The organism is Raineyella fluvialis, assembly GCF_009646095.1.
In the GTDB taxonomy this organism is placed as follows: domain Bacteria; phylum Actinomycetota; class Actinomycetes; order Propionibacteriales; family Propionibacteriaceae; genus Raineyella; species Raineyella fluvialis.
Genome location: NZ_CP045725.1, coordinates 2,884,424 through 2,907,387, shown reverse-complemented (window position 1 = coordinate 2,907,387; position 22,964 = coordinate 2,884,424). Strand labels below are relative to the sequence as shown.

Below are 22,964 nucleotides of genomic sequence, written 5' to 3'. Positions count from 1 at the left end.
CTCAGAGATCCTCGAGGATCGCGTCCGCCGCGGCGTACGGGTCGGTCCGCCCGTCCCGCACCTCCGCCGCGATGGCATCGAAGTGCGCCTTCCCCTGACGCAGGAACCGCTGGCGTACATTACCGAGGGCCAGCGCCTCCACCTCGGCGCGCGCCCGGTCCAGGCGACGCGCCTGCCAGGCCTCGGTCTGCTGCGCATGCGCCCGATGCGCCTGGATCTGGTCCACCACCTCGGTGATCCCCTCCCCCTGGCTGGCCACCGTGCGCACGATCGGCGGCTTCCAGGCCTCGGGCCCCAGATTCGCCAACGCCACCATGTTGCGCAGTTCACGCACCAGAGCCTGGGTGCCGTCGCGATCCGCCTTGTTGACCACGAAGATGTCGGCGATCTCCAGGATCCCGGCCTTCGCCGCCTGGATCCCGTCACCCATGCCGGGAGCGTTCAGCACCAGGACCGTGTCCGCGGTCTGGGTGATCTCCACCTCGGACTGCCCCACTCCGACGGTCTCGACGATCACCGTGTCGAAGCCTGCGGTGTCGAAGACGCGTAGCGCCTGCGGTGCCGCCGCCGACAGTCCGCCGAGGTGCCCCCGGGTCGCCATCGACCGGATGTAGACGTCCGGGTCGAGGGAGTGCTTCTGCATCCGGATCCGGTCCCCCAGGACCGCGCCGCCGGAGAACGGTGACGATGGATCGACGGCCAGGACCCCGACCCGCTGACCTCGCGCCCGCAGCTCGGTGACGAGGGCGGAGGTGCTGGTCGACTTGCCCACCCCGGGCGAGCCCGTGATCCCGACGATGTGACAGTGTCCCGTGTCGGGGCCATGAGTTCCATCGCCTGACGCAGCGACGCGGAGTTGTTCTCGATCAGCGTGATGAGCCGTCCCAGTGCGCGCGGCTTGCGCTGGCGTGCTCCCTCGATGAGTTCCGGCACGGTGGGCTGGGTACGGGCCACGGGGGACGTCCTTCCGGTGTCGCGTACAGGGGCTGGCGGATCGTTCCCAGCCTAGTCCGCCAGCGTTCCTTGGGGCCGGGACCCCCCATGCCCCGGACACGTCCGGCTGTGGAAAGCTTGAGCCATGAGCGAGTCATCTGTTGTTTCCGACAACCAGGACATCTTCCTGTGCGTCGACCATGTCGGCTTCGCGGTGCCGGACATGGACGAGGCGATCAAGCTGCACACCGAGGTCTTCGGCTGGCACGTCATCTTCCGCGGCAAGAACGAGGAGCAGGGGGTCGAGGAGGTCATGCTCGGCACCAACCGCCACGACTTCACCGACCGTGACGCCGAGATCCAGTTGCTCGCTCCGCTGAGCGAGGAGTCCACCATCGGCAAGTGGTTGGCCAAGAACGGCGGCCGCGGCGGCATCCAGCAGGTCGCCTACCGCGTAGCGGACGTCGAGAAGGCCGCCGAGGTCCTCACCTCCCGCGGGGTCAAGATGCTCTACGACGCCCCGAAGCACGGGACGTACGGCTCTCGGATCAACTTCTGCCACCCGAAGAGCACCGGCGGCGTCCTCCTCGAACTCGTCGAGCGCCCGGCCGATCCCGAGGGCTTCCTGCCCATCGTCTGAGGCACCACGGCGGGCCTGTCGGTCCGCCCCCGACACACCGACGGACCACCGTGACCGTCCGGGATCACCCCGGCGCGCGCGGTGGTCCGTCGTTTTGTCCCCACGGCTGGGTAGCCTGGGACCAGTCGCCCACGAACGAATGGAGACGCAGTGGCATCGGACAACGAGGGACTCGACCTCTTCGACGAGACCGCCAGCGCTGTCGGGAGTTTCCCCACAGCCGCCTGGGGCGGCTACAACAAGGCGTCGGTGGACGAGTACCTCCACTCGCTGGAGGCGCAGATCTCGGACCTGAAGCGCGTCCAGCGCGACCTCCGCCGGACGGTGGACCAGCAGCGCTCCGAGATGGACAAGCCGGTCCAGATGGACTTCACCCGGCTGGGCACGCACACCACGCAGATCCTGTCGACCGCCGAAGCGCAGGCCCGCGAGATCATCGACCGGGCCAACTCCCAGGCGGAGCAGATGCTCGCGGAGACCCGTCAACAGGCCGCGGAGATCCGCAACAACGCTGAGCGGGACGCCGAGGACCTGAGGACCATGACGCTGGCCGAGGCCCGGGCGCTGCGCGAACGGTGGGACGGCGAGACCCACCAGATGCTCGCCGCCGCCCGGACCGAGGCGGATGCGCTGGTCGCCACCGCGCGCGAGCACTCAGAGGACGTGACCGGCCAGGCCGATGCGCAGGCGGAGCTGGTCCGCTCGACGGCGGAGGTGGAGGCCAAGGCGACCATCGCCGCAGCCGAGCGGGCCGCGAGCGAGATGCGTGACGCCACCGCCGCGCAAGCGCGGGCGACCATCGAGGAGGCCGAGGAACGAGCCCGTCGTACGGTCGCCGAGGCCGAGGAGAAGGCACGGGTGATGCTCGCCGACGCCCGCACTGAAGCGACGAAGCTGCGCGACGAGGCGCGCGCGGAGACGACCCTGCTGCAGAACTCGGCGCGCACGGAGGCGGCCCGGCTGCACGACGAGGTGACCGAGGAGGTCCGCCGGATCCGCACGGAACTGGCGGACGAGCGGGAGACCACCCTCGCGGCACTGATCCGGGAGAAGGAACGGGTCCAGGAGCAGACCTCGCGGATGCTGGCCGATGCCACCGCCCGACACGAGGCACTGATCGCCAACATCGCCGAGGAGACCGAACGCGCCCAGCGACTGCGCAGCGAGGCGATCGCCGAGGCCGAACAGACGAAGATCCTCGCCTCACGCGAGGGTCAGCAGCTGGTGAACCAGGCACACAAGGAGGCGGAAGCGGCCCATCAACTGGTGGCCGACCGCTGGTCGGAGCGCCAGAGCAGGCTGCGCCGGGACACCGACATGCTCACCCAGCGCAAGCACGCCATCCTCGCCCAGCTCTCGAACCTGTCGGCCCTTGCCGGGACGACGGCCGAGGACTTCCCGGACATGGAGTTCGGTGCGCTGGACGAGTTGGGCCGCGATCCGGTGGTCGACCTGCCCATGGACACCGATGAGACGGAAGTCGTGGAGGAGACGGTCGTCCTCGATCGCGCCGGGGCCGAGCGCCTCGCCGCAGAGGAGGAGGCCCCCACCCAGATCCGACGCGTGTCGCCGGCTCAGGGCTCAGGCGCCCCGAAGGGCGGGTCGCACGCTGAGTCCTGATCCGGTCCAGCCGGGTCAGAACAGCCGATCCTCCGAGTGGTCCAGCCCCCGCAGCGCGTCGTAGTCGACCGTCACACAGCTGATCCCCCGGTCCTCGGCGAGGACTCTCGCCTGCGGCTTGATCTGCTGGGCGGCGAAGACGCCGTGGACGCGACCCAGGCGCGGGTCGCGCCGCATCAGTTCGAGGTAGCGGGTGAGCTGCTCCACGCCGTCGATCTCGCCACGCCGCTTCACCTCGACCGCGACGTAGCCGCCGTCAGCGTCCTTGCAGAGCAGGTCGACCGGACCGATCGGAGTGGGGTACTCCCGCCGGACCAGCGACCAGCCCACCCCGAACGTCTCGGGATTCTCGGCGAGCAGGGCCTGCAGATGGGCCTCGACGCCATCCTTCTGCAGGCCCGGGTCGACGCCCAACTCGTGCTCGGTGTCATGGAGTACCTCGGCGATGGCGATCTGGAGCTTCGACGGCTCCTTGCCGGCCCCTCGTACGGTCCAGACCTCGGTGATCGCCGCGTCCAGGTCCTCGGTCACCGCCGCCTCGTCCGGCTCTGCCGCACGGACCGTCATCGAGCAGGGGGCACTCATCCAGTTCAGCGGCTTGTAGGCCCGGTCGTCGGCATGCACCGACACGGAGCCGTCCGCCTTGATCATGATCAGCCGGTTGGCCATCGGCAGATGGGCGGTCAGCGCCCCTGAGTAGTCGACCTGACAGCGAGCAATCACCAAACGCACCGCTTCACGCTACCTGACTATGCTGGGCCGAGACACCGGAGCGTGCTGAGGGGGACGGATGAAGAGGCGGCCGAGCAAGCACCTACGCGCCCCCCGGCCGCTCGGGACCAGCCATGCCCGCGGCGAGACCAAGACCGACGGGCACTGGGTGGTGCGTACGATGTCGGGGCAGAACGCGGTGAAGACATATGTCTGCCCGGGCTGCAACCATGAGATCCGGCCGGGCGTCCCCCATCTGGTGGTCTGGCCGCACGATCCCCGACCCGGGGCCGACAGCGCCGTGGCGCAGCGTCGGCACTGGCACACATCCTGCTGGAGCCGCCGCCCATGACCACTGTCCCCGACCTCTTCTCGATCACCTTCGGCACCGAGGGCCCGCTCGTCGTGTTCTGCCACGGCCTCCTCGGCCAGGGGCGCAATTTCGCCCAGATCGCCCGTCAGTTGGGGCTGCACGGAGCCTCCACGGTGCTGTTGGACATGCCCAACCATGGCCGGTCGCTGTGGACGGAGCACTTCGACTATCCCGAGGCCGCGGACATCGTCGCGCGCTGGCTGGTCGGGTCACCCGAGGTGGGAGGACGGCCCGTCACCCTGGTCGGCCACTCGATGGGCGGCAAGATCTCGATGCTGGTGGCGCTGCGCCACCCCGAGTTGGTCGAGAAGCTCGTCGTCGCGGACATGTCACCGGTCGTCTACCACGGGCACCGGCAGTTCGCGGACATCGTTGCGGCGATCGAGGCGCTCGACCTCGGACAGATCACTGACCGTCAGTCGGCCTCCGCCATGATGCGTCCGCTCCTGCCCGATCGCGGTCTGCGGGAGTGGGTGCTGCAGAACCTCGCCCGCGACGGCGACTCCTGGTACTGGCAGCCGAACATCCGGATGCTGGCGGCGGAGCTCAACAAGGTCCTCGGCTGGCCCGAGGAGGTGGAGGGCACCTGGGACGGTCCGACGCTGTGGATCAAGGGTGCCAACAGCGACTACGTCCTCCCGGAGTACGCGCCGGCCATGCGGCGGTACTTCCCCAACACGCTCCAGGTGACGATCAAGGATTCCGGCCACTGGGTGCACACCGAGCGGCGCGAGGTGTTCACCGCCGCCCTCGAGCGCTTCGTCCTGCGCCGAGACGTCAGCCCAGCCGCACGGCGGTGATAGCCGCGGCGTTGTTCGGCCGACCTGTGCCGTCGCCCCAGGACCCGTCCTGGCCCTCCGCCGCGATCCTGCCGATCACCGCGGTCGAGGCGTCGTCGAGGTGGCCGAAGACGGTGTAGGCCGGCGGAAGCCGCGAGTCCTGGTAGACGAGGAAGAACTGGGAACCGTTGGTGTCGGCACCGGCGTTGGCCATCGCCACGGTCCCGGCTGGATACGTCGTCCGAGGAGCGACCTCGTCCGCGAAGCGGTAACCGGGGCCCCCACCGCCGGTACCGGTCGGGTCGCCGCACTGCAGCATGAACAGCCCGTTGTCGGCGAGCCGGTGGCAGGACGTCCCGGTGTAGAAGCCCTGCCCGGCGAGGGACTCGACGCTGTTGATGGTGCACGGCGCTTCGGCCCGGTCCATCGTCACCGTCACGTTGCCCACGGCGAACGACAGTGTCATCGCGACCGTGCCCGAGGACGGCGCCGACGACGCGGGCGGATCCACCGGACGGGCCGGATCGCCGGCACGCACGTAACGACAGCCCACCGACGTCCCTGTCCCAGTGCCGCCGGCGGGGGTAGCCAAGCGGGTGGCGGAGGGCGCCGCCGTGGCCGCCCCGGTCGGCCCGCCGGATGCACCGGGTGCGCAGCCGGTCAGCAGCACCAGGCCGACCACCGTCGAGGCGACCGCCCCCCAGCCGGATCGTGCACCCATGTCTCCACCCTTCGCGCCGACCAGGCCTACGTCCTGACCGGAATCTACCGCGTGCCCGCCCACCGGCCGCGCCGCGGACCATCCTCTAGGCTGGCCCCATGGTCAACCTCAACCGGATCTACACCCGTACCGGTGACACCGGACGGACTCGGCTCTCCGACATGTCCTGGGCCGCCAAGACCGACCCCCGCGTCACGGCCTACGGGGATGTGGACGAGGCGAACTCGATCCTCGGCGTGGCCCTGGCCACCGACGGTATGCCCGACGAGGTGGTCTCGATCCTCCGGTTGATCCAGAACGAACTGTTCGACGTCGGCGCCGACCTGTCCAACCCGCTGTCGGACAATCCGCCCTATCCCCCGCTGCGGATCGAACAGGCCTCGATCGATCGGCTCGAAGCCTGGTGCGACGAGTTCACCGAGCAGTTGCCGACGCTCTCCTCCTTCATCCTCCCCGGCGGCGTCCCGGCGGCGGCGCACCTCCACCAGGCGCGGACCGTCACCCGGCGTGCCGAGCGGAGTGCCTGGGCGGCGATTGAGACGTACGGCACCCAGTCCGCGTCTGACGACGAGGCGATCGGCGGCGTCAACCCGCTGGCCGTGACCTACCTCAACCGCCTGTCCGACCTGCTGTTCATCCTGACCCGCGTCGTCAACGGGGAGGCCGGTGACATCCTCTGGGTCCCCGGTGGCGAGCGACTCCCCCAGGACCACCGAGGCCTGCGCCGACGGGCCCGCATCACGGCACAGCACAACGCCCTCGAGACCCCTGACGCGCCGGAGCGCTCCGAGGAGGAGTGAGGCCCCGTCAGGGGCGCTGCCGTCGCTCCGGGGGTGGGGGCATCTGCGGGCGGTGATGGCCCATCCCGGGCGGCGCCGCCTCCAGCCAACTCAGCACGGCGGTGACGGCGGGCGGGGCCATCGCCAGGTCCCATACCGCTGTCCCGCCGCCGATCTTGCGGCTGAGGGGCACGACCCGGTAGTCGGCGAACTCGGGGGCGATCTCGGTCCCGGTCAGGTCACGGCTGGGCAGCGCGATCGTGCGATCGCGGGGGAAGCGCAGACGCGGGGAGAACGACCACCCGAAATCCGGGTACCACCACAGCTCCTCCCCCTTGAAACGACCGACTCCGGGCACCCATCGGGTGCCCGGAGTCGCGGATTCCATGATCATGCTGCAGTCGAAGGCTCCTACTGTTCGTACCAGCCAGATCCGACGCGCCACGATCAGGATGACAGGGATGGCCAGAACGACAAGTGCCACGATGCAGAACTTGAGGACGGCCAGATACATGGCCACATTCTACTGATGGGCGCCCCTCTGCAGAACCGCCGATCTGGTCCCCAGCACACGGCCGCGAACGCCCGAGGGCGGGACCACCCGAAGGTGGTCCCGCCCTCTGAGCGGTGACGGCCGGCTCGCCGCAGCTCGATCCGTCAGACTGCGAGCTCGGGGCTCGCCTGCCCGGTGTACTTCTCGGCGGCGCGCACCTGGGCGCGGGCGCGGTTGAAGTGCTGGCGGGTCTCCTCGTCGTCCGCCTCGTGTTCGAGGCGTTCGCGGGCCGCGACGTACTCCTGCTCGGCCTCGTGCTGGTCGATCTCGTGACCGAGCCTCGCGAAGGCGCTCAGCACGGAGACCCGGCCCTGGGCGACGGAGATGAATCCGCCGTCCACGGCCACGACCTCACGATTGCCCTCCAGGGTGAAGATCTCCACCGCGGACGGCTGCAGCAGCGCGACCAACGGGGAGTGACCCGGGAGGATACCGATGTCGCCCTCGACGGTGCGAGCGATGATGTTCACCGCTTCACCCGACCAGATGCTGCGCTCGGCCGAGACAACCTCGACGTGGAGGGTGCTCGTGGCCATGGCTCAGCCTTCCTTCTTCATCTTGTCCCAGGCGCGGTAGACGTCTTCGAGACCGCCCACGTTGAAGAACGCCTGCTCGGGGACGTGGTCGACCTCACCGTCGCAGATCATCCGGAAGGACTCCACGATCTCAGGCATCTCCACGGTCGAACCCGGCACGCCGGTGAACTTCTCACCGGTGTAGGTGTTCTGCGAGAGGAACTGCTGGATCCGCCGAGCGCGGTTGACGGTGATCTTGTCCTCTTCGGACAGCTCGTCGATACCGAGGATGGCGATGATGTCCTGCAGTTCCTTGTTGCGCTGGAGGATCTGCTTCACCCGGGTGGCCACGTCGTAGTGCGCCTGGCCCACGTACTGCGGGTCGAGGATGCGCGACGTCGAGGTCAGCGGGTCGACGGCCGGGTAGAGGCCACGCGACGCGATCGAGCGGCTGAGCTCGGTGGTGGCGTCGAGGTGGGCGAAGGTGGTCGCCGGGGCCGGGTCGGTGTAGTCGTCGGCCGGCACGTAGATGGCCTGCATCGACGTGATGGAGTGACCACGCGTGGAGGTGATGCGCTCCTGCAGGGCGCCCATCTCGTCGGCCAGGTTCGGCTGGTAGCCCACCGCGGACGGCATCCGGCCGAGCAGGGTCGACACCTCGGAACCGGCCTGGGTGAACCGGAAGATGTTGTCGATGAAGAGCAGCACGTCCTGGTTCTGGACGTCGCGGAAGTACTCCGCCATCGTCAGACCGGAGAGGGCGATGCGCAGACGCGTGCCCGGCGGCTCGTCCATCTGACCGAAGACCAGGGCGGTGTCCTTGAGGACGCCCGCCTCCTCCATCTCGAAGATGAGGTCGTTGCCCTCACGGGTCCGCTCCCCCACACCGGCGAACACCGAGGTGCCACCGAAGTTGTGGGCGATACGGAAGATCATCTCCTGGATCAGCACGGTCTTGCCCACACCCGCGCCACCGAAGAGGCCGATCTTGCCACCCTTGACGTAGGGGGTGAGCAGGTCGAGGACCTTGATGCCCGTGTAGAGCTGCTCGGTCTTGGACTCCAGCGCGTCGAACGACGGCGGCTCGCGGTGGATCGGCCAGCGCTCGGTCACCTCGAACGAGGCCGGGTCGACGTTCAGCACGTCGCCGGTCACGTTCCAGACCTTGCCCTTGGTCACCTCGCCCACCGGCACCGAGATCGGCGCACCGGTGTCGACGACCTCCTGGCCGCGGACGATGCCGTCGGTCGGCTTCAGTGCGATGGCGCGCACGGTGTTGTCACCGATGTGCAGCTCGACCTCGAGGGTCATCGTCTTCTTGTCGCCCATCACCTCGACCTCGAGGGTCAGTGCGTTGAGGATCCTGGGCATGGCGTCCGGCGGGAACTCGACGTCCACCACCGGGCCGATGACGCGCACGACGCGGCCGGTGGCGCCGGGCTTCACCTCGGCGTTCTGTTCAGCAATCGCAGTCATATTTCTCACTCACTCGCTCTCACGCGCTCTCGGACAGCGCGGCGGCGCCACCCACGATCTCGGTAATTTCCTGGGTGATCGCTGCCTGACGTGCCTGGTTGGCCTCTCGCGTCAGGTTTCGGATCAGTTCGTTGGCGTTGTCGGTCGCCGACTTCATGGCGGCCTGACGGGCGGCCAGCTCGGACGCCGCGGCCTGCATCAGCGCGAAGTACACGCGGTTGCCGATGTAGAGCGGCAGCAGGGTGTCGAGGACCTCCTCCGGGCTGGGCTCGAAGTCGAACGGGTTCTCGACCCGATCCTCCTGGAAGACCGGCGCGTGATGCAGCTCGCTCATCAGCGCCCCGCTCTCCGCGCGCTCGGCGGCCTCCTCCTCGGAGACGACCTCCAGCGGCAGCAGCCGGATGATCTGCGGGACCTGCTTCACCCGCGACACGAAGCGGGTGAAGACGAGGAAGATCTCGTCCACGCCCCCCTCCTCGGTCGGCGTCAGGAAGGCCTCCAACAGCCTCTGGGAGATCTCGTCGGCGTCCCGGTAGGAGGGGGAATCGGAGAATCCCTCCCAGGACTGCTTGATGTCCCGGCCCCGGAACTCGTAGAAGCCCACACCCTTCTTACCGGTGATGTAGACCTCCATCTCCCGATGGTGCTTGACGGTGAGGTAGTGCCGTACGGACTCCCCCGCCTTCAGGACGCTGGTCGAGTACCCGCCCGCAAGGCCACGGTCGGAGGTCACGAGCAGCACAGCGGACCGCTTCGGATGCTCCAGCTCGGTGAGGAGCGGATGATCCATGTCCGGGCGACTGGCCACGGCCTGCAGGGCGCGCGTCAGCTCCCGGGTGTACGGGTCGGCGGCCTCGGCGGCCTGCTGGGCCTTGCGGATCCGCGCCGCGGCGATGAGCTCCATCGCCCGGGTGATCTTCTTCGTGGTCTGGACGGACCTCGTCCGATCACGGAGTTCGCGAAGGGTAGCCACGTCAGGCCTTCTTCACGACGATCTGCTCGTGCTCCACGTCCTCGTCGCCGATCTTCCGAGGCTCGGGCTCGGTGCCCAGAGGCTTGCCCTCGCTCGTGCGGAACTCCTGACGGAAGGCGTCCAGGGCCTTCTCGAGGCCGGACTTGGTCTCGTCCTCGAGCTTGCCGCTGTCGCGGATGGTGGTGAGCAGCTCGGTGTTGCGGCCGAGGTACTCGAGGTACTCCTTCTCGAAGCGGAGCACATCGGCGACCGGGACCTCGTCCAGCTTGCCGGTGGTGCCGGCCCACACGGAGACGGCCTCCTGTTCCATGGGGTACGGCGAGTACTGCTTCTGGCGGAGCAGCTCGGTGAGGCGAGCGCCACGCTCCAGCTGACGCTTGGTGGCCTCGTCCAGGCTGGACGCAAACATCGCGAAGGCCTGCTGGTCGCGGTACTGGGCCAGGTCGATCTTCAGGGTGCCGGAGACACCCTTCATCGCCTTGGTCTGGGCGGCGCCGCCCACGCGGGACACCGAGATACCGACGTCGACGGCCGGGCGCTGGTTCGCGTTGAACAAGTCGGACTGGAGGAAGATCTGGCCGTCGGTGATCGAGATCACGTTGGTCGGGATGTAGGCCGACACGTCGTTGGCCTTGGTCTCGATGATCGGCAGGCCGGTCATCGAGCCACCACCCAGCGCGTCGGAGAGCTTGGCGCAGCGCTCCAGCAGGCGGGAGTGGAGGAAGAACACGTCACCGGGGTAGGCCTCGCGGCCCGGCGGACGACGCAGCAGCAGCGACATGGCCCGGTAGGCCTCGGCCTGCTTGGTCAGGTCGTCGAACACGATCAGGACGTGCTTGCCCTGGTACATCCAGTGCTGTCCGATGGCCGAACCGGCGTACGCGGCGATGTACTTGTAGCCGGCCGGGTCGGACGCCGGAGCGTTGACGATGGTGGTGTACTCCAGCGCGCCGGCCTGCTCCAGCACGCCGCGCACCTCGGCGACGGTCGAGCCCTTCTGGCCGATGGCGACGTAGATGCAGCGGACCTGCTTCTTGGGGTCGCCCGATTCCCAGTTGGACTTCTGGTTGATGATCGTGTCGATGGCAATGGCGGTCTTGCCGGTCTTACGGTCACCGATGATCAGCTGGCGCTGGCCGCGCCCGATGGGGGTCATCGAGTCGATGGCCTTGATACCGGTCTGCAGGGGCTCGCGGACCTCCTGGCGATCCATCACGCCGGCGGCCTGGATCTCGAGGGCACGACGGCCCTCGATGCCGGTGATCTCGCCGAGCCCGTCGATCGGGTTGCCCATCGCGTCGATCACGCGGCCGAGGTACCCCTCGCCGACCGGGACGGACAGCACGTCGCCGGTGCGACGGACGGTCTGGCCCTCGTCGATGCCCTCGGACGAACCGAGCACCACGACGCCGATCTCACGCGCCTCGAGGTTCTGGGCGATGCCGAGCGTGCCGTTCTCGAAGCGCAGCAGCTCGTTGGCCATCGCGGAGGGAAGGCCCTCCACCCGGGCGATGCCGTCGCCCGAGGTGACAACCGTGCCCACCTCTTCACGAGAGGAGGTCTCCGGAGTGAATTGCTGGACGTACTGGTCCAGTGCGTTCCGGATCTCCTCCGGACGAATAGTAAGTTCCGCCATCTTCTGCGTCCTTGTTCTCGTTGTCTGTGAGTGTCGTAGTTCAGGGCCGGTGTCACCCGGCGACCGGGTCGGGCTGCGCCGTCAGGAGAACAGCTTGCGGGCCTCGTCCAGCCGGGACGCCACAGTCCCGTCGATCACTTCGTCGCCGACCTCGACACGGACGCCCCCGAGGACCGAGCGGTCCTCGACGACGTGCATGCTGACCCCGCGACCCAGCTGCTTGTTCAGGGCGTTCTGGAGGCGAGCCGTCTGCTCGGCCGTCAACGGCCGCGCGACCCGCACAGTGGCGACGGCACGGCTGCGCTGGGCCGCCGCCAGGGCGAGGTAGCCGTCCATGGTGTTGGCGAAGGTGCGCTCCCGGGCGACCACCGCACGACGAGCGAGGACCGCCGTCGCCGGCGCCGCCTTACCGTCGAGCAGTCGGGCGACCACGACCTGTCGGTCGCTGAGCGGGCGCCGGCCGTCGGAGAGCGCATCGCGCAGCTCCGCCGACCCGGCCACGGTCCGATTCAGACGGAAGAGTTCCTCTTCCACCTGGTCCAGTTGACCCGCGACCTGTGCCTGGGCGAGAGCAGACCGGATCGCCTGGCGCTCGACGGCGGACACGAACGTCCCCGCCGTGCGCCAGCGCAGACCGGCGGCCGCTCGCAGGACGGCGACGGCCTCGGGCGAGACCTTGCCGTCGAGCAACCGGCCGACGAGCTGCTGACGAGCCTCCACCGGTGCTCCGGGATCGGTGACCGCACGCCGCAGGGCGGGGTCCGAACCGAACAGGTCGGCGATCGAGAACAACTCCTCGGCCAGGCCCGGGTGCACGTTCTGCGCATCCAGGGCCTGGTCCAGGCTGTTCAGCCGGGGCTCGTTGCGATCCGTCTGGGGGCTCATGCCTTCTCCGTCTCCGTCTGCGACTCCAGATCAGCCAGGAAGCGCTCGACCGTACGCCGGGCCCGCTCATCGTCGTCGAGGGACTCCCCGACGATCCGACCGGCGAGGGTGGTGGCGAGTCCACCCACCTCGTTACGGAGCTCACCCATGGCCTGCTTGCGCTCGGCCTCCATCTGCGCCTTGGTCGTCGCGATGATCCGCTCGCCCTCGGCGTTGGCCTGCTCACGCATCTCGGCGATGATCTGCGCGCCCTGGTTCTTGGCGTCCTCGCGGATGCGGGCCGCCTCGGTACGGGCCTCGGCGAGCTGGGCCTTGTACTCGGCCAGCGCCGCCTGCGCCTGTTCCTGGGCCTTCTCGGCCTTGTCCATGCCACCCTGGATGGCGGCGCGACGCTCCTCGTACATCTTCTCGAAAGCCGGCACCACCGCCTTCCACATCACCAGGAAGACCAGAACCATCAGGACGAACCCGACGATGATCTCCGCGGGGTGGGTGGGCAGGAGGGGGCCGAGGTTGAGTTCCTGCGGCACCATCGAAATCATCACTTAAGGACGAACGCCAGGGCGATGCCGATGATGGCGAGGGCCTCGACCACGGCGAAGCCGATGAACGCGGTGCTCATCATCGCGCCACGGGCCTCGGGCTGGCGGGCGGTGCCGTTGATCACGGAGGCGAAGATCCAGCCCACGCCGAGGGCCGGGCCGAGGGTGGCGAGGCCGTAGCCGAGCATGTTCATGCTGCCAGCGATTTCGAGAAGGGGCATTACTCGTTCCTTTCGGATGGTTCTTCTCAGGGATTTTTGGTTGCAGTGAGAAGAGAACTGTGGTGGGGAGGGAGCCCGCCCAGGCGTCAGTGCGCCTCGGCGAGGGACGAATGGATGTACTGGGCCGTCAGCACCGTGAAGATGTACGCCTGCAGGAAGCCGATGAACAGCTCGAGGAAGAGGATCGCGAAGCTGAACAACAGGGAGACGGCGCCCGACACGTTGTAGAACGGGTTGTGCGGGAAGGTCAGCAGGTAGGCGCCGCCGATCACGAACACCATCACGACCAGGTGGCCGGCGAACATGTTGGCGAAGAGACGCAAGCCGAGCGTGAGCGGCCGGGTGATGAAGTTCGACAGGAACTCCAGCGGGACGATGACCGGGTAGAGGTACACCGGGACGCCCTCGGGGATGAGCTGCATCTTCATGTAGTGGCCGAAGCCGTGCTTGCTGATGCCGGCACCGATGTAGATGAACCAGGACATGATCGCCAGGGCCCACGCGTACCCGATGTTGGAGAACGTCGGCAGCATGAACACGAAGGTCTCGCCGAACCAGTTGTTCACCACGAGGAAGCTGAACAGGCCCAGCAGGTAGGGCAGGTAGCGGCGGTACTCCGGGCCGAGGATGTCGCGGCCGACACCGTTGCGGATGAAGTCGTAGACGTACTCCCAGAAGAACTGCCCCTTGGTGGGGACCTTCTTCAGATTGCGGGACGCGAGGTACCACAGCACGATGACCAGCCCGGCGCCGATGATCGCCTGCCAGAACGGCTTGTTCATCCAGTCGACGCCGAAGGTGCAACCAGCGACCGCTTCCCCGCTGGCGACCTGGGGGCTGCCCTCACAGAAGAACCGGAAATCCTTCACGCCCGGGGTTTCAAATGCTCCGCCTTCCAGCGGGACAAGCGCTCCCACCAGAGCCGGCAGTGTCAACGGACCCACCGTTCCTCCTCAACTTCGATGTCGTACGTCATGGTCTCTTCCGGACTACTTCTTCGGCTTGTCGCCGGGATCGTGGTTGTACCGTTTGATGATCACGAACATGGCCAGCCCCAGACCGATGATGAGTCCGAGGGGCAGCAGGAACTCAGTGCCCAGGAACTTGTCGCCGAGCCAGCCGAGACCGCCGTAGAGAATGAGGCCCGAGGCGAGGTAGGACAGGATACGCATTCCCGTCTCCATCCCGGCGGGTTCACCGGGAGGTACCAACGAGGATTCGGGCTTGCCGGGCTTGTGGCGCCGGGTATCCACGTTGTCGACCTCCTCGTCCTTCAGCGCGTCTCGGACACTATCAGTTGCCATGTCGTAGAGTCACTCCCCGCTGCTCGGACGGCCGTCGGTGTAACCGAGGTCATACACGGGGATTCGCATCCGCGCGAAGGTGACCACCTCAGCCGTTGTCCAGAGCAGAACAGTGGCGATGATGCCCAGCGCGGTGGCGGTGCGGTCGAGCAGCGCGAGCCCGGACTTCTCGTACAGGGCGACGGCGCCGGCCAGCCCGGACACACGGATCCCGTACGAGGCCAGGGCAGCGACCAGGAGCGCGGCTCCCTCACGCTCGGCGTATCGGAGAACGACAGACTGGCCCAGGCTGAAGAAGAGGATGGCGATCACCGCGCCGACGGCGGCGGAGGCGGCACCCACTCCCCCGCGCAGGGCTCCGAAGACGATCGTCGATCCGAGCAGCCCGACGTGACCACCGACCATGCCGACGACGAGCAACCGGCGGGCCAGGAGGGTCGAGGCACCGGGGTGGGGACGACCGGATGGCGGCTCGACGGGGGACGCAGCTCCGTCCCCGACATGCTCATCCATCACCGTACTCATCCTGCGGTGCTTCCCACTCCCTTGGAGGCCCGTTGCGGAACCGTCCGGCATCCGCTTGTGAAACGTAGCACAAGGTGTCGATCACTGCTGCTCATGTGCCGCACGACGCCGAGAGGCGGCACGGAAGATCCGGGGTCCGGGCCCCAGTGTGATCACGACCACAGCGACGGCTGCCGCGATCCATGCCGCGATCACCCAGGTGCTCCGGGTGAGGCCGATCGTCATCACTCCGAAGGAGAGCAGAGCGGTCCACAGGTACATCACGGTGACGGCGCCGCGATGGGAATAGCCCCGCCGCAGCAACTGGTGGTGCAGGTGGCCCTTGTCGGCCACGAACCACCAGTTCCCCTGGTTCGCGCGCCGGATCCAGGCGAGGACCAGGTCGAGCAGCGGCAGCCCGAGGATCGCGATGGGCAGCACCAGCGGTAGGTAGGCCGGGAGCAGGTCCCCGCCGCCGGCCTCGAGCTTGGATGAGTCGAACTGCCCGGTGAGACTCACTGTCGAAATGGCCAGCAGGAACCCGAGCAACATCGAGCCCGAGTCACCCATGAACATCCTCGAGGGGTGCACGTTGTGAGGAAGGAAGCCCAGGCAGACCCCGACGATCGCCACCGAGACCACGCTCGCGGTGGTCGCGCGGACCAGGTCCTGTTCCACGGCAAGGATGTAGGAGTAGGTGAAGAACGCCGCCGCCCCGATCCCGACGACTCCCGCCGCCAAGCCGTCCAGCCCGTCGACGAAGTTCACTGCGTTGGTGCAGATCACGACGAAGAAGACCGTCAGCACGATGGAACTCGCCGTGCTCAACGAGATGATCCGGTTGGGCAGCGGGATCCACAGCATCCGCACGCCGGCCTGGACGACGATGCCCGCGGCCAACACCTGACCGGCGAACTTGGTGATGGCACTGATGTCCAGCAGGTCGTCCAGGACACCGACGGCGCACAGCACGGCGACCGCGACAAGAATCCAGGCGGCATCGTGCCGGACGATCTCGTGGCGCCCCAGGAACGGCAGGTTCATCGAGAGCAGGAAGGCGACCGCCACGCCGACCAGCATCGCGACACCCCCGAAGTAGGGGGTCGGGACGATATGGACGTCACGGGCGCGGACCTTCGCCACGGCTCCGAAGCGGATCGCCGTGCGCCGTGCCCAGCCGCTCAGCTGATAGGTGACCGCGGCGGCCACCAGCAGGACGAGGACGTACTCGCGCATTGTTAGGTGGTCCGGCGGTCCTCGGCCGCCGGCTCGCCGACCGGCGACGTCCCGGTGGTGTCTGACGGATCCCCGGCGGTGGCCTGCGCCGGCTCCGCGGTGGTCCGCTCGGCGGTGCCCGAGTCGGCGACCGGTGGTTCAACGGAACTCTGGGACGGCTCGACGGGTGCGAGCAGGCCGGGAAGGATCTCGCGCAACTGCTCCAGGGTGATGACGCCCTCGCGGACCACGCGCCCTTCCGGGTGGGCAGTGAAGTCGACGATGGTCGAGGGCACCGGTCCGGGAGTCGGTCCCCCGTCGAGATACAGCGACACGTCGAGGCCGAGCTGGTCGGCGGCCTCGGCGACGGTCGTCGCCGCGGGCTGCCCGGAGACATTGGCGCTGCTCACGGCCAACGGACCGGTGCGCCGCAGGACGGCGCGAGCGAGGTCGTTGTCGGGCACGCGCAGGGCGATGGTCCCGTGGGTGTCCCCGAGATCCATCCGCAGGCTCGACTGGGCCTTGCAGATGATCGTCAGCGGCCCGGGCCAGTAGGCCTCCACGAGACGGTTCGCCCCGATCGGGACGTCGACGGCCAACGCCGCCATGACGCCCTCGTCGCCGATCAGCACCGGCGGCGGCATGTCCCTGCCGCGGCGCTTGGCGGTCAGCAGGCGCTGGACGGCGTACGCGTCGAACGCGTCGGCACAGATGCCGTAGACCGTGTCCGTCGGCATCACCATCACCCGGCCCTCGGAGATGACCTCCTTGGCCGTGGCCAGGGCCGGCTCCAGGTCGCCCTGGGTGCAGTCGACGATCCGCGGCTGTGGGGCCGGCGGGACGACCGCCTCCCCGATGTCCTTGTTGTCCTGCGACATGTCGCTCACGCCCATCATCCTGCCACTGACGACCGCGTCGCCGACACGTACCGCGGTCGCCCGGACAAGTCCGGATGATCCACGACGTCGCGCCAGGCGGCGCCGGAGAAGATCGCCGGAGCGGACTCGCCGTGGGTGTCGTCGTGCTCGCAGACCAGCAGACCGCCCGCCCGCAGCAGTCTGCGAGCGGTCCGTTCGACGGCCCGGATGGCGTCGAGACCGTCCTCACCCGAGAAGACGGCCAGGGCGGGATCGTGGCCTGAGACCTCGCGCGGGAGCGTTGCGCGAGCGGGCAGTGGGACGTACGGCGGGTTGACCACGACGACGTCGACCGTGCCGTCCCACTCGGGGAGGGCATCCACGAGGTCACCTTCCCGCACCTCGACGCCGCTGCCCGCCAGGTTCTGCCGGGCCCATCCAGCCGCTACCGGATCGATCTCCACGGCCACCAGCTCACAGCCGGGCACCTCGTCCGCCAGCGCGGCGCTGATCGCCCCGGAACCTGCGCAGAGCTCGACGACCCTGGGCCGACGCCCGGCAGCAACCACCGCCCGAGCGGCCTCGATCGCCGCCCCAGCCACCGATTCCGTCTCGGGTCGCGGCACGAACACACCGGGACCGACGGCCACACGGATGCCGCGGAACCACGCCTCGCCGGTGAGGTGCTGGAGCGGTACACCGGCGGCCCGGCGGGACAGGAGTTGCTCGTAACGGTCGACCTCGTCCGGATCCGGAGGATCGACCAGCACGAGGTCGCCGGGCCGACGTCCCAGGACGTGGGCGAGCAGCAGTCTGGCATCGACGTCCGGGGAGGCCACCCGGCCGCGGAGCCGATCGGCACCCCGTCGAGCCAGGACCGTCGCTCGCAGGGGGCTCGAGCCCTCGGCGGGGTTCATGATGCCGCCGAACGCAGCCGTTCGGCGGTGTCGGCGGCCTGCAGGGCCTCGATCACCGGACCGAGGTCACCATTGAGCACCTGGTCCAGATTGTGCGCCTTGTAGCCGATCCGGTGATCGGCGATCCGGTTCTCGGGGAAGTTGTAGGTCCGCACCCGCTCCGAGCGGTCGACCGTCCGTACCTGCGACCGACGTGCCTGCGAGGCCTCGGCAGCCGCATCCTCCTCGGCGCGAGCGACGAGGCGACCACGCAGGATGCGCAACGCCTGCTCCTTGTTCTGCAACTGCGACCGCTCGTTCTGGCAGGTGACGACGATGCCGCTGGGCAGGTGGGTGATCCGCACTGCCGAATCGGTCGTGTTGACGCCCTGGCCGCCCTTGCCGCTGGAGCGGTACACGTCGATCCGCAAGTCGTCCGGATCGATCTCGATGGCGTCGTCGTCCTCGACGTCGGGCATCACCAGCACCCCGGCCGCCGAGGTGTGGATCCGGCCCTGGGACTCCGTCACCGGGACCCGTTGGACACGGTGCACGCCTCCCTCGAACTTCAGCGTGCCGTACGGCATGAGGTCGGGATCGCCCGCGGCAGGGGCCTTCACGGCGAACGTGATGGACTTGAAGCCACCGAGGTCCGTGTCCTGGGAGTCGAGGACTTCGATCTTCCATCCGCGGCCCTCGGCGAACCGCCGGTACATGCCGAAGAGATCCCCGCGAACAGGGCGGACTCCTCGCCGCCCTCACCGGACTTGATCTCCACGATGGCGTCCAGCGGGTCGTTCGGGTCGCGTGGGGCCAGCAGCGTCGTCAGCCGCGCATCGAGCTCGTCGAGTCGCTGCTGCAGTGCCTCCGCCTCCGCCTCGAAGCCGCTGTCCTCCTCGGCGAGCTCAACCGCCGCAGCCAGGTCATCGGTCACCCGGTCACGTTCGTCGGCCACCCGCACCACGGGGCCGAGCTCGGCGTAGCGCCGGCCGAGCCGACGCATCGCCCGCTGATCCGCCAGCACCGCTGAGTCGGCCATCCGGACCTCTACCTCCCGGTACTCCTCGCGCAACGGCGTCACGGCGGCCAGCAGCGACTGCAGGCGTTCGGTGGGCTCGGACATCGGAACCTCCTGGGGCGGGCGAGGGCTCGTGGCGGGGCTGACTGCGGGAATGACGAACGCCGGGGCGCAGCGTCGCTGCACCCCGGCGTTGCCGGAGGACTACTTGCCCTTCTTGAAGCTGCCGTAGCGCTTCTCGAACTTGGCGACGCGGCCACCGGTGTCGAGGATCTTCTGCTTGCCCGTGTAGAAGGGGTGGCAGGCCGAGCAGACGTCGGCGCGGATCTGGCCGCCGGGGGCGGTCGAACGAGTCGTGAACGTGTTGCCACAGGTGCAGACAACCGTCGTCTCGTGGTAGTCGGGGTGGATCCCCTGCTTCATGTCCTTCTCCTTGTCGTGTGGTGGCGCCGGGTCGTCCGATCAGGGTGGAGGGCCCTGCGGGCGTGAACCGGACCAAGGGACAACTATGCCCCAAACGTCGCACGTGCGCCAATTGTTCCCCACCGGAATGGCTCCCCGATGGGAGCCGCTTCCGAGGCGATCGATCAGAAGCCGTCCCGGTTGGGCGTGCTCTTGGAGATCTGGATCAGGAACTCGGCGTTCGATTGCGTCTTCTTCATCTGCTTGAGCAGCATCTCGAGCGCCTGCTGACCCTCCATGTTGGACAGCACCCGGCGCAGCTTCCACATGATCGCCAGCTCGTGGGTGCCCAGCAGCAGCTCCTCGCGCCGGGTCCCCGACTGCACCACGTCGATCGCCGGGAAGATCCGCTTCTCGGCGTACTCGCGGCGCAGCCGCAGCTCCATGTTGCCGGTGCCCTTGAACTCCTCGAAGATCACCTCGTCCATCTTCGAGCCGGTCTCGACCAGAGCCGTGGCGAGAATGGTCAGCGAACCGCCGTTCTCGATGTTGCGGGCCGCGCCGAAGAACTTCTTCGGCGGGTAGAGGGCGGCGGAGTCGACACCGCCGGACAGGATCCGCCCTGAGGCGGGGGCTGCCAGGTTGTAGGCCCGGCCCAGCCTTGTGATGCCGTCGAGGAGGACGACGACATCACGGCCGAGCTCGACCAGGCGCTTGGCCCGCTCGATGGCCAGTTCCGCGACGGTGGTGTGATCATCAGCCGGCCGGTCGAAGGTCGACGAGATGACTTCGCCGGTGACCGTACGCTCGAAGTCGGTGACCTCCTCCGGTCGCTCGTCGACGAGCACGACCATCAGGTGCACCTCAGGGTTGTTGCGGGCGATCGCGTTGGCGATCGATTGCATCACGAAGGTCTTGCCGGCCTTCGGCGGGGAGACGATCAGGCCACGCTGTCCCTTGCCGACCGGGGAGACGAGGTCGATGATCCGGCCCGTCATGTTCGCCGGGTCCGATTCGAGCCGCAGTTGCTCGTCGGGGTAGAGCGGCGTGAGCTTGTTGAACTCCGGGCGCTCCTTCATCGCCGCCGGCTCGGTGCCGTTGATGGAGTCGATCCGGACCAGGGGGTTGAACTTCGCCTTGTGCTCGCCCTCCCGGGGCTGTCGAAGTGCGCCAGTGACGACGTCGCCCTTGCGCAGCCCGTACTTCTTCACCATGCCGAGCGAGACGTACGCGTCGTCCGAGCCGGGCAGATACCCGGAGGTGCGGACGAAGGCATAGCTGTCGAGGACGTCGAGGACACCGGCCACCGGGGTCAGCACATCGCCCTCGGACACGGTGGGCTCGTTCTCGTAGCGATCGATCCCGGTGGCGCGGCCGCCGGCACCGGGAGTGCGGCGGCTCTGGCGGTCCCGGCCTCGTCTCCGACGGCTCCGCCGGCCCGTACCGTCGCCGGTGTCACCGCCCTGCCGGTCCTGCCGGTCCTGGCGACCCGCCTCACGGTCCTGCCGGTCCTGGCGATCCTGGCGACCGGTGCCCTCACGGTCCTGCCGGTCCTGCCGGTCCTGGCGGCCGGTGCCCTCACGATCCTGGCGATCCTGCCGGCCCGCGCCTGCCTCGCGATCCTGCCGGACACCGTCGCGACCCTCGCGCTGCCTGGCCGGACGTTCCCCGCGCTGACGCTCGCCGTCACCCTGGTCAGCACCCTGCGAACGGTCATCAGAGCCCCCACGGGACTGTTCCCCAGTCCGGCCGGCATCACGCTCACGTGTGCTCGACGCCCGCTCGCGCCTCGAAGTGGCCTCGGTCTCGCTGCGGTCGCTCGGCTGCTGGGCCGGCGTGAGAGCCGGCTGCTCGGCGCGGTCGCGACCGCCCTCGGGGGCGTCGGCCCCGGCGCGGTCCTCGGATGCCGACACCTTCACGGGCGCCCCCTGGGCGCGTCGGCTCCCCCGTCCGCTCGGCGGGTTGGCGCCCTGGGCGCCGGCGCCGGCGGACTGCCCCGCCTGGGCGGTCCGAATCGCGGCGATCAGGTCCGCCTTGCGCATCCCGGAGGTCCCCTTGACCCCCAGGCCGCCGGCCATCTGACGCAACTCGGGCAGCACCTTGGCCTCGAGGCCACCGGAGGCGCGCTTCGACGCCTGCTTCGGGGCGTTGTCCACCGCAGTCGTCGCATTCGACGTTTCGGTCACGGGATTCCTTTCGGGGACCGGGACTCACTACGGACGTCACACCGGTCCTGGGCCATCGACGGCCCTTTGGTTCGGATTTCGCGACGCGATCCTCCAGGAATGCCCATCCGGGAATGACATCCAGGGGTCAGGAACCGCGCCACGCACGCCCACCACCGAACGATCGCGAGCGATCGTGACGTTTCCCCACAGTCTCAGACGAGGAATGCTTCGATCACGAAATGCTCTGACCATGATGATCCGGGCGCTGTGCGTCGCCAGAAGGGCGATGCGCTGGACACAGCCTAGCACCGGAATCCCAAACCGTACACGGCCGCACGAGAGTGACGGTCAGTTCTCCGAGATCGACACGATGTGCGCCGGCCCCCCGACGTGCAGCAGCCGCCGGTCGAACCCCTTGAACGGGGTGCGCGCGAGTTCGTCGAGCATCTCCTCGGTCCCGAGGACGATGACGGTCGGCCCGGCGCCCGAGATGATCGCCGCATGACCCCCCGCCCGCAGCTGGGCGACCAGAGCAGCCGACTCCGGCATCAGCTCGGCCCGGTAGCGCTGGTGCAACCAGTCCTCGGTGGCGTCGAGCAGGAGGTCGGGACGCTGGGCCAACGCATGGACCAGCAGTGCTGCCCGGCCGGTGTTCGCCGTCGCGTCCGCGTGACTGACCTGGGCCGGTAGGGCCTCCCGGGCCCGGCGCGTCGGGACCGCGCGATGCGGGATGTAGGCCAGCGCCCGCAGATCGCCGGACAAGGGGGCGGAGATCGCCCGGCCGGCGTCGGCGGTCCCCCACGCGATCGCCAGGCCACCGAGAATCACCGCGGCCACGTTGTCCGCGTGGCCCTCCAGCCGGGTGCCGATCCGCTCCATCCACTTGCGGTCGGGCTGGGAGGCGGGATGGGCGTACGCCCATGCGAGCAACAGTCCGGCGGTGATGGCGGCGGAGGAGGAACCCAACCCCCGGCCGTGCGGGATCGAGTTGTGGGCGGTGAGCCGCAGCCCCCTGGGGGGCGTCACGCCGAGGGACTCCAGGCCGGTGAGGAACGTCGAGACGATCAGGTGCGACGCGTCCCGCGGGACGTCCTCGGCCCCTTCGCCGGTGACGTCGACGTCGATGCCGGCCGGCTGCGTGGTGAGGGTGACGTCGTCGAACCAGTCGAGGGCCATGCCCATGCAGTCGAACCCGGGACCGAGATTGGCCGAGGAAGCGGGGACGCGGACGACGATCTGCACC

General features: G+C 68.7%; 24 protein-coding genes and 1 pseudogene. 4 read left to right on the top strand and 21 right to left on the bottom strand.

Features of this window, described 5'->3' with window-relative positions; translation table 11 throughout:
• Position 1 precedes the first annotated feature (1 nt).
• Positions 2-772, bottom strand: coding sequence for a methylmalonyl Co-A mutase-associated GTPase MeaB (gene meaB / locus Rai3103_RS13305; protein WP_338420024.1), 771 nt, complete (start codon positions 770-772; stop codon positions 2-4).
• A 306-nt stretch (positions 773-1,078) separates the two neighbouring features.
• Between meaB and mce the strand changes: the two genes are divergently transcribed.
• Together mce and Rai3103_RS13295 are read left to right on the top strand one after the other, a co-directional pair.
• On the top strand, positions 1,079-1,573 hold the full coding sequence (gene mce, locus Rai3103_RS13300; protein WP_153572993.1) for a methylmalonyl-CoA epimerase: 495 nt from the start codon (positions 1,079-1,081) through the stop codon (positions 1,571-1,573).
• 150 nt (positions 1,574-1,723) lie between these two features.
• Complete coding sequence (locus Rai3103_RS13295; RefSeq protein ID WP_153572992.1) at positions 1,724-3,193, top strand: DivIVA domain-containing protein; 1,470 nt, start codon at positions 1,724-1,726, stop codon at positions 3,191-3,193.
• 15 nt (positions 3,194-3,208) lie between these two features.
• Here the strand turns inward: Rai3103_RS13295 and nucS are convergent, their stop codons facing one another.
• Entirely contained in the window at positions 3,209-3,925 is a 717-nt protein-coding gene (gene nucS / locus Rai3103_RS13290) for an endonuclease NucS (protein WP_153572991.1), read from the bottom strand.
• Between the two features lie 327 nt (positions 3,926-4,252).
• Between nucS and Rai3103_RS13285 the strand changes: the two genes are divergently transcribed.
• Complete coding sequence (locus tag Rai3103_RS13285; RefSeq protein ID WP_153572990.1) at positions 4,253-5,077, top strand: alpha/beta fold hydrolase; 825 nt, start codon at positions 4,253-4,255, stop codon at positions 5,075-5,077.
• Here the strand turns inward: Rai3103_RS13285 and Rai3103_RS13280 are convergent.
• A complete protein-coding gene (locus tag Rai3103_RS13280; RefSeq protein WP_153572989.1) occupies positions 5,055-5,777 on the bottom strand; it encodes a peptidylprolyl isomerase in 723 nt (240 codons plus the stop codon). The genes Rai3103_RS13285 and Rai3103_RS13280 overlap by 23 nt on opposite strands.
• 98 nt (positions 5,778-5,875) lie before the next feature.
• On the opposite strand from Rai3103_RS13280, the gene Rai3103_RS13275 reads away from it, so the two are divergent.
• Positions 5,876-6,577, top strand: a complete 702-nt coding sequence (locus Rai3103_RS13275) for a cob(I)yrinic acid a,c-diamide adenosyltransferase (protein ID WP_153572988.1) — start codon at positions 5,876-5,878, stop codon at positions 6,575-6,577.
• A 7-nt stretch (positions 6,578-6,584) separates the two neighbouring features.
• On the opposite strand, the gene Rai3103_RS13270 is transcribed toward Rai3103_RS13275, so the two are convergent.
• From Rai3103_RS13270 to thrB, 18 genes and pseudogenes are all read right to left on the bottom strand, one after another.
• Complete coding sequence (locus Rai3103_RS13270) at positions 6,585-7,070, bottom strand: DUF2550 domain-containing protein (protein ID WP_153572987.1); 486 nt, start codon at positions 7,068-7,070, stop codon at positions 6,585-6,587.
• 143 nt (positions 7,071-7,213) lie between these two features.
• A complete protein-coding gene (locus Rai3103_RS13265; protein ID WP_153572986.1) occupies positions 7,214-7,645 on the bottom strand; it encodes a F0F1 ATP synthase subunit epsilon in 432 nt (143 codons plus the stop codon).
• A 3-nt stretch (positions 7,646-7,648) separates the two neighbouring features.
• Positions 7,649-9,100 (bottom strand): F0F1 ATP synthase subunit beta, encoded by a 1,452-nt coding sequence (gene atpD, locus Rai3103_RS13260; protein ID WP_153572985.1) that lies wholly within the window; start codon positions 9,098-9,100, stop codon positions 7,649-7,651.
• Positions 9,101-9,119: 19 nt separating this feature from the next.
• Positions 9,120-10,073 (bottom strand): F0F1 ATP synthase subunit gamma, encoded by a 954-nt coding sequence (locus Rai3103_RS13255; RefSeq protein ID WP_153572984.1) that lies wholly within the window; start codon positions 10,071-10,073, stop codon positions 9,120-9,122.
• A gap of 1 nt (position 10,074) precedes the next feature.
• On the bottom strand, positions 10,075-11,709 hold the full coding sequence (atpA, locus tag Rai3103_RS13250; RefSeq protein ID WP_153572983.1) for a F0F1 ATP synthase subunit alpha: 1,635 nt from the start codon (positions 11,707-11,709) through the stop codon (positions 10,075-10,077).
• 81 nt (positions 11,710-11,790) lie between these two features.
• A complete protein-coding gene (locus Rai3103_RS13245; protein ID WP_153572982.1) occupies positions 11,791-12,594 on the bottom strand; it encodes a F0F1 ATP synthase subunit delta in 804 nt (267 codons plus the stop codon).
• On the bottom strand, positions 12,591-13,127 hold the full coding sequence (locus tag Rai3103_RS13240; protein WP_153573763.1) for a F0F1 ATP synthase subunit B: 537 nt from the start codon (positions 13,125-13,127) through the stop codon (positions 12,591-12,593). The genes Rai3103_RS13245 and Rai3103_RS13240 overlap by 4 nt, the downstream gene beginning before the upstream one ends.
• An 8-nt stretch (positions 13,128-13,135) precedes the next feature.
• The gene (atpE, locus tag Rai3103_RS13235) at positions 13,136-13,357 is read right to left on the bottom strand and encodes an ATP synthase F0 subunit C (protein ID WP_153572981.1); all 222 of its coding nucleotides are present in this window, start codon (positions 13,355-13,357) and stop codon (positions 13,136-13,138) included.
• An 86-nt stretch (positions 13,358-13,443) separates the two neighbouring features.
• Positions 13,444-14,277: a F0F1 ATP synthase subunit A gene (gene atpB / locus Rai3103_RS13230; protein WP_153573762.1), complete on the bottom strand. Its 834-nt coding sequence runs from the start codon at positions 14,275-14,277 to the stop codon at positions 13,444-13,446.
• A gap of 69 nt (positions 14,278-14,346) precedes the next feature.
• Complete coding sequence (locus Rai3103_RS13225; RefSeq protein WP_153572980.1) at positions 14,347-14,661, bottom strand: hypothetical protein; 315 nt, start codon at positions 14,659-14,661, stop codon at positions 14,347-14,349.
• A 9-nt stretch (positions 14,662-14,670) separates the two neighbouring features.
• Entirely contained in the window at positions 14,671-15,174 is a 504-nt protein-coding gene (locus Rai3103_RS13220; protein WP_194793141.1) for a hypothetical protein, read from the bottom strand.
• A gap of 93 nt (positions 15,175-15,267) precedes the next feature.
• The gene (locus Rai3103_RS13215) at positions 15,268-16,401 is read right to left on the bottom strand and encodes an MraY family glycosyltransferase (RefSeq protein ID WP_153572978.1); all 1,134 of its coding nucleotides are present in this window, start codon (positions 16,399-16,401) and stop codon (positions 15,268-15,270) included.
• A gap of 2 nt (positions 16,402-16,403) precedes the next feature.
• Positions 16,404-17,258 carry an L-threonylcarbamoyladenylate synthase gene (locus tag Rai3103_RS13210; RefSeq protein ID WP_153573761.1) on the bottom strand — a complete coding sequence of 285 codons (855 nt, stop codon included), beginning with the start codon at positions 17,256-17,258 and terminating at the stop codon, positions 16,404-16,406.
• A 14-nt stretch (positions 17,259-17,272) separates the two neighbouring features.
• Positions 17,273-18,154, bottom strand: coding sequence for a peptide chain release factor N(5)-glutamine methyltransferase (gene prmC, locus Rai3103_RS13205; protein ID WP_153572977.1), 882 nt, complete (start codon positions 18,152-18,154; stop codon positions 17,273-17,275).
• Positions 18,151-19,256, bottom strand: a pseudogene (gene prfA, locus Rai3103_RS13200) (peptide chain release factor 1). The gene prmC and the pseudogene prfA overlap by 4 nt, the downstream one beginning before the upstream one ends.
• A 99-nt stretch (positions 19,257-19,355) precedes the next feature.
• Positions 19,356-19,574 (bottom strand): 50S ribosomal protein L31, encoded by a 219-nt coding sequence (rpmE, locus tag Rai3103_RS13195; RefSeq protein WP_153572976.1) that lies wholly within the window; start codon positions 19,572-19,574, stop codon positions 19,356-19,358.
• A gap of 164 nt (positions 19,575-19,738) precedes the next feature.
• Positions 19,739-21,709, bottom strand: coding sequence for a transcription termination factor Rho (gene rho, locus Rai3103_RS13190; protein ID WP_277873027.1), 1,971 nt, complete (start codon positions 21,707-21,709; stop codon positions 19,739-19,741).
• A 360-nt stretch (positions 21,710-22,069) separates the two neighbouring features.
• Positions 22,070-22,963 (bottom strand): homoserine kinase, encoded by an 894-nt coding sequence (thrB, locus tag Rai3103_RS13185; RefSeq protein ID WP_153572974.1) that lies wholly within the window; start codon positions 22,961-22,963, stop codon positions 22,070-22,072.
• Between the last annotated feature and the right edge of the window lies 1 nt (position 22,964).

Bases quoted from the DNA above. Each gene is read 5' to 3' on its own strand.
- atpD (WP_153572985.1), bottom strand. From the start codon at position 9,100: ATGACTGCGATTGCTGAACAGAACGCCGAGGTGAAGCCCGGCGCCACC.
- Rai3103_RS13280 (WP_153572989.1), bottom strand. From the start codon at position 5,777: ATGGGTGCACGATCCGGCTGGGGGGCGGTCGCCTCGACGGTGGTCGGC.
- Rai3103_RS13270 (WP_153572987.1), bottom strand. From the start codon at position 7,070: ATGTATCTGGCCGTCCTCAAGTTCTGCATCGTGGCACTTGTCGTTCTG.
- Rai3103_RS13220 (WP_194793141.1), bottom strand. From the start codon at position 15,174: ATGGATGAGCATGTCGGGGACGGAGCTGCGTCCCCCGTCGAGCCGCCA.
- rpmE (WP_153572976.1), bottom strand. From the start codon at position 19,574: ATGAAGCAGGGGATCCACCCCGACTACCACGAGACGACGGTTGTCTGC.
- Rai3103_RS13210 (WP_153573761.1), bottom strand. From the start codon at position 17,258: ATGTCGCAGGACAACAAGGACATCGGGGAGGCGGTCGTCCCGCCGGCC.
- Rai3103_RS13225 (WP_153572980.1), bottom strand. From the start codon at position 14,661: ATGGCAACTGATAGTGTCCGAGACGCGCTGAAGGACGAGGAGGTCGAC.
- Rai3103_RS13215 (WP_153572978.1), bottom strand. From the start codon at position 16,401: ATGCGCGAGTACGTCCTCGTCCTGCTGGTGGCCGCCGCGGTCACCTAT.
- Rai3103_RS13285 (WP_153572990.1), top strand. From the start codon at position 4,253: ATGACCACTGTCCCCGACCTCTTCTCGATCACCTTCGGCACCGAGGGC.
- atpA (WP_153572983.1), bottom strand. From the start codon at position 11,709: ATGGCGGAACTTACTATTCGTCCGGAGGAGATCCGGAACGCACTGGAC.
- atpE (WP_153572981.1), bottom strand. From the start codon at position 13,357: ATGCCCCTTCTCGAAATCGCTGGCAGCATGAACATGCTCGGCTACGGC.
- Rai3103_RS13275 (WP_153572988.1), top strand. From the start codon at position 5,876: ATGGTCAACCTCAACCGGATCTACACCCGTACCGGTGACACCGGACGG.
- Rai3103_RS13265 (WP_153572986.1), bottom strand. From the start codon at position 7,645: ATGGCCACGAGCACCCTCCACGTCGAGGTTGTCTCGGCCGAGCGCAGC.
- prmC (WP_153572977.1), bottom strand. From the start codon at position 18,154: ATGAACCCCGCCGAGGGCTCGAGCCCCCTGCGAGCGACGGTCCTGGCT.
- Rai3103_RS13240 (WP_153573763.1), bottom strand. From the start codon at position 13,127: ATGGTGCCGCAGGAACTCAACCTCGGCCCCCTCCTGCCCACCCACCCC.
- mce (WP_153572993.1), top strand. From the start codon at position 1,079: ATGAGCGAGTCATCTGTTGTTTCCGACAACCAGGACATCTTCCTGTGC.
- Rai3103_RS13245 (WP_153572982.1), bottom strand. From the start codon at position 12,594: ATGAGCCCCCAGACGGATCGCAACGAGCCCCGGCTGAACAGCCTGGAC.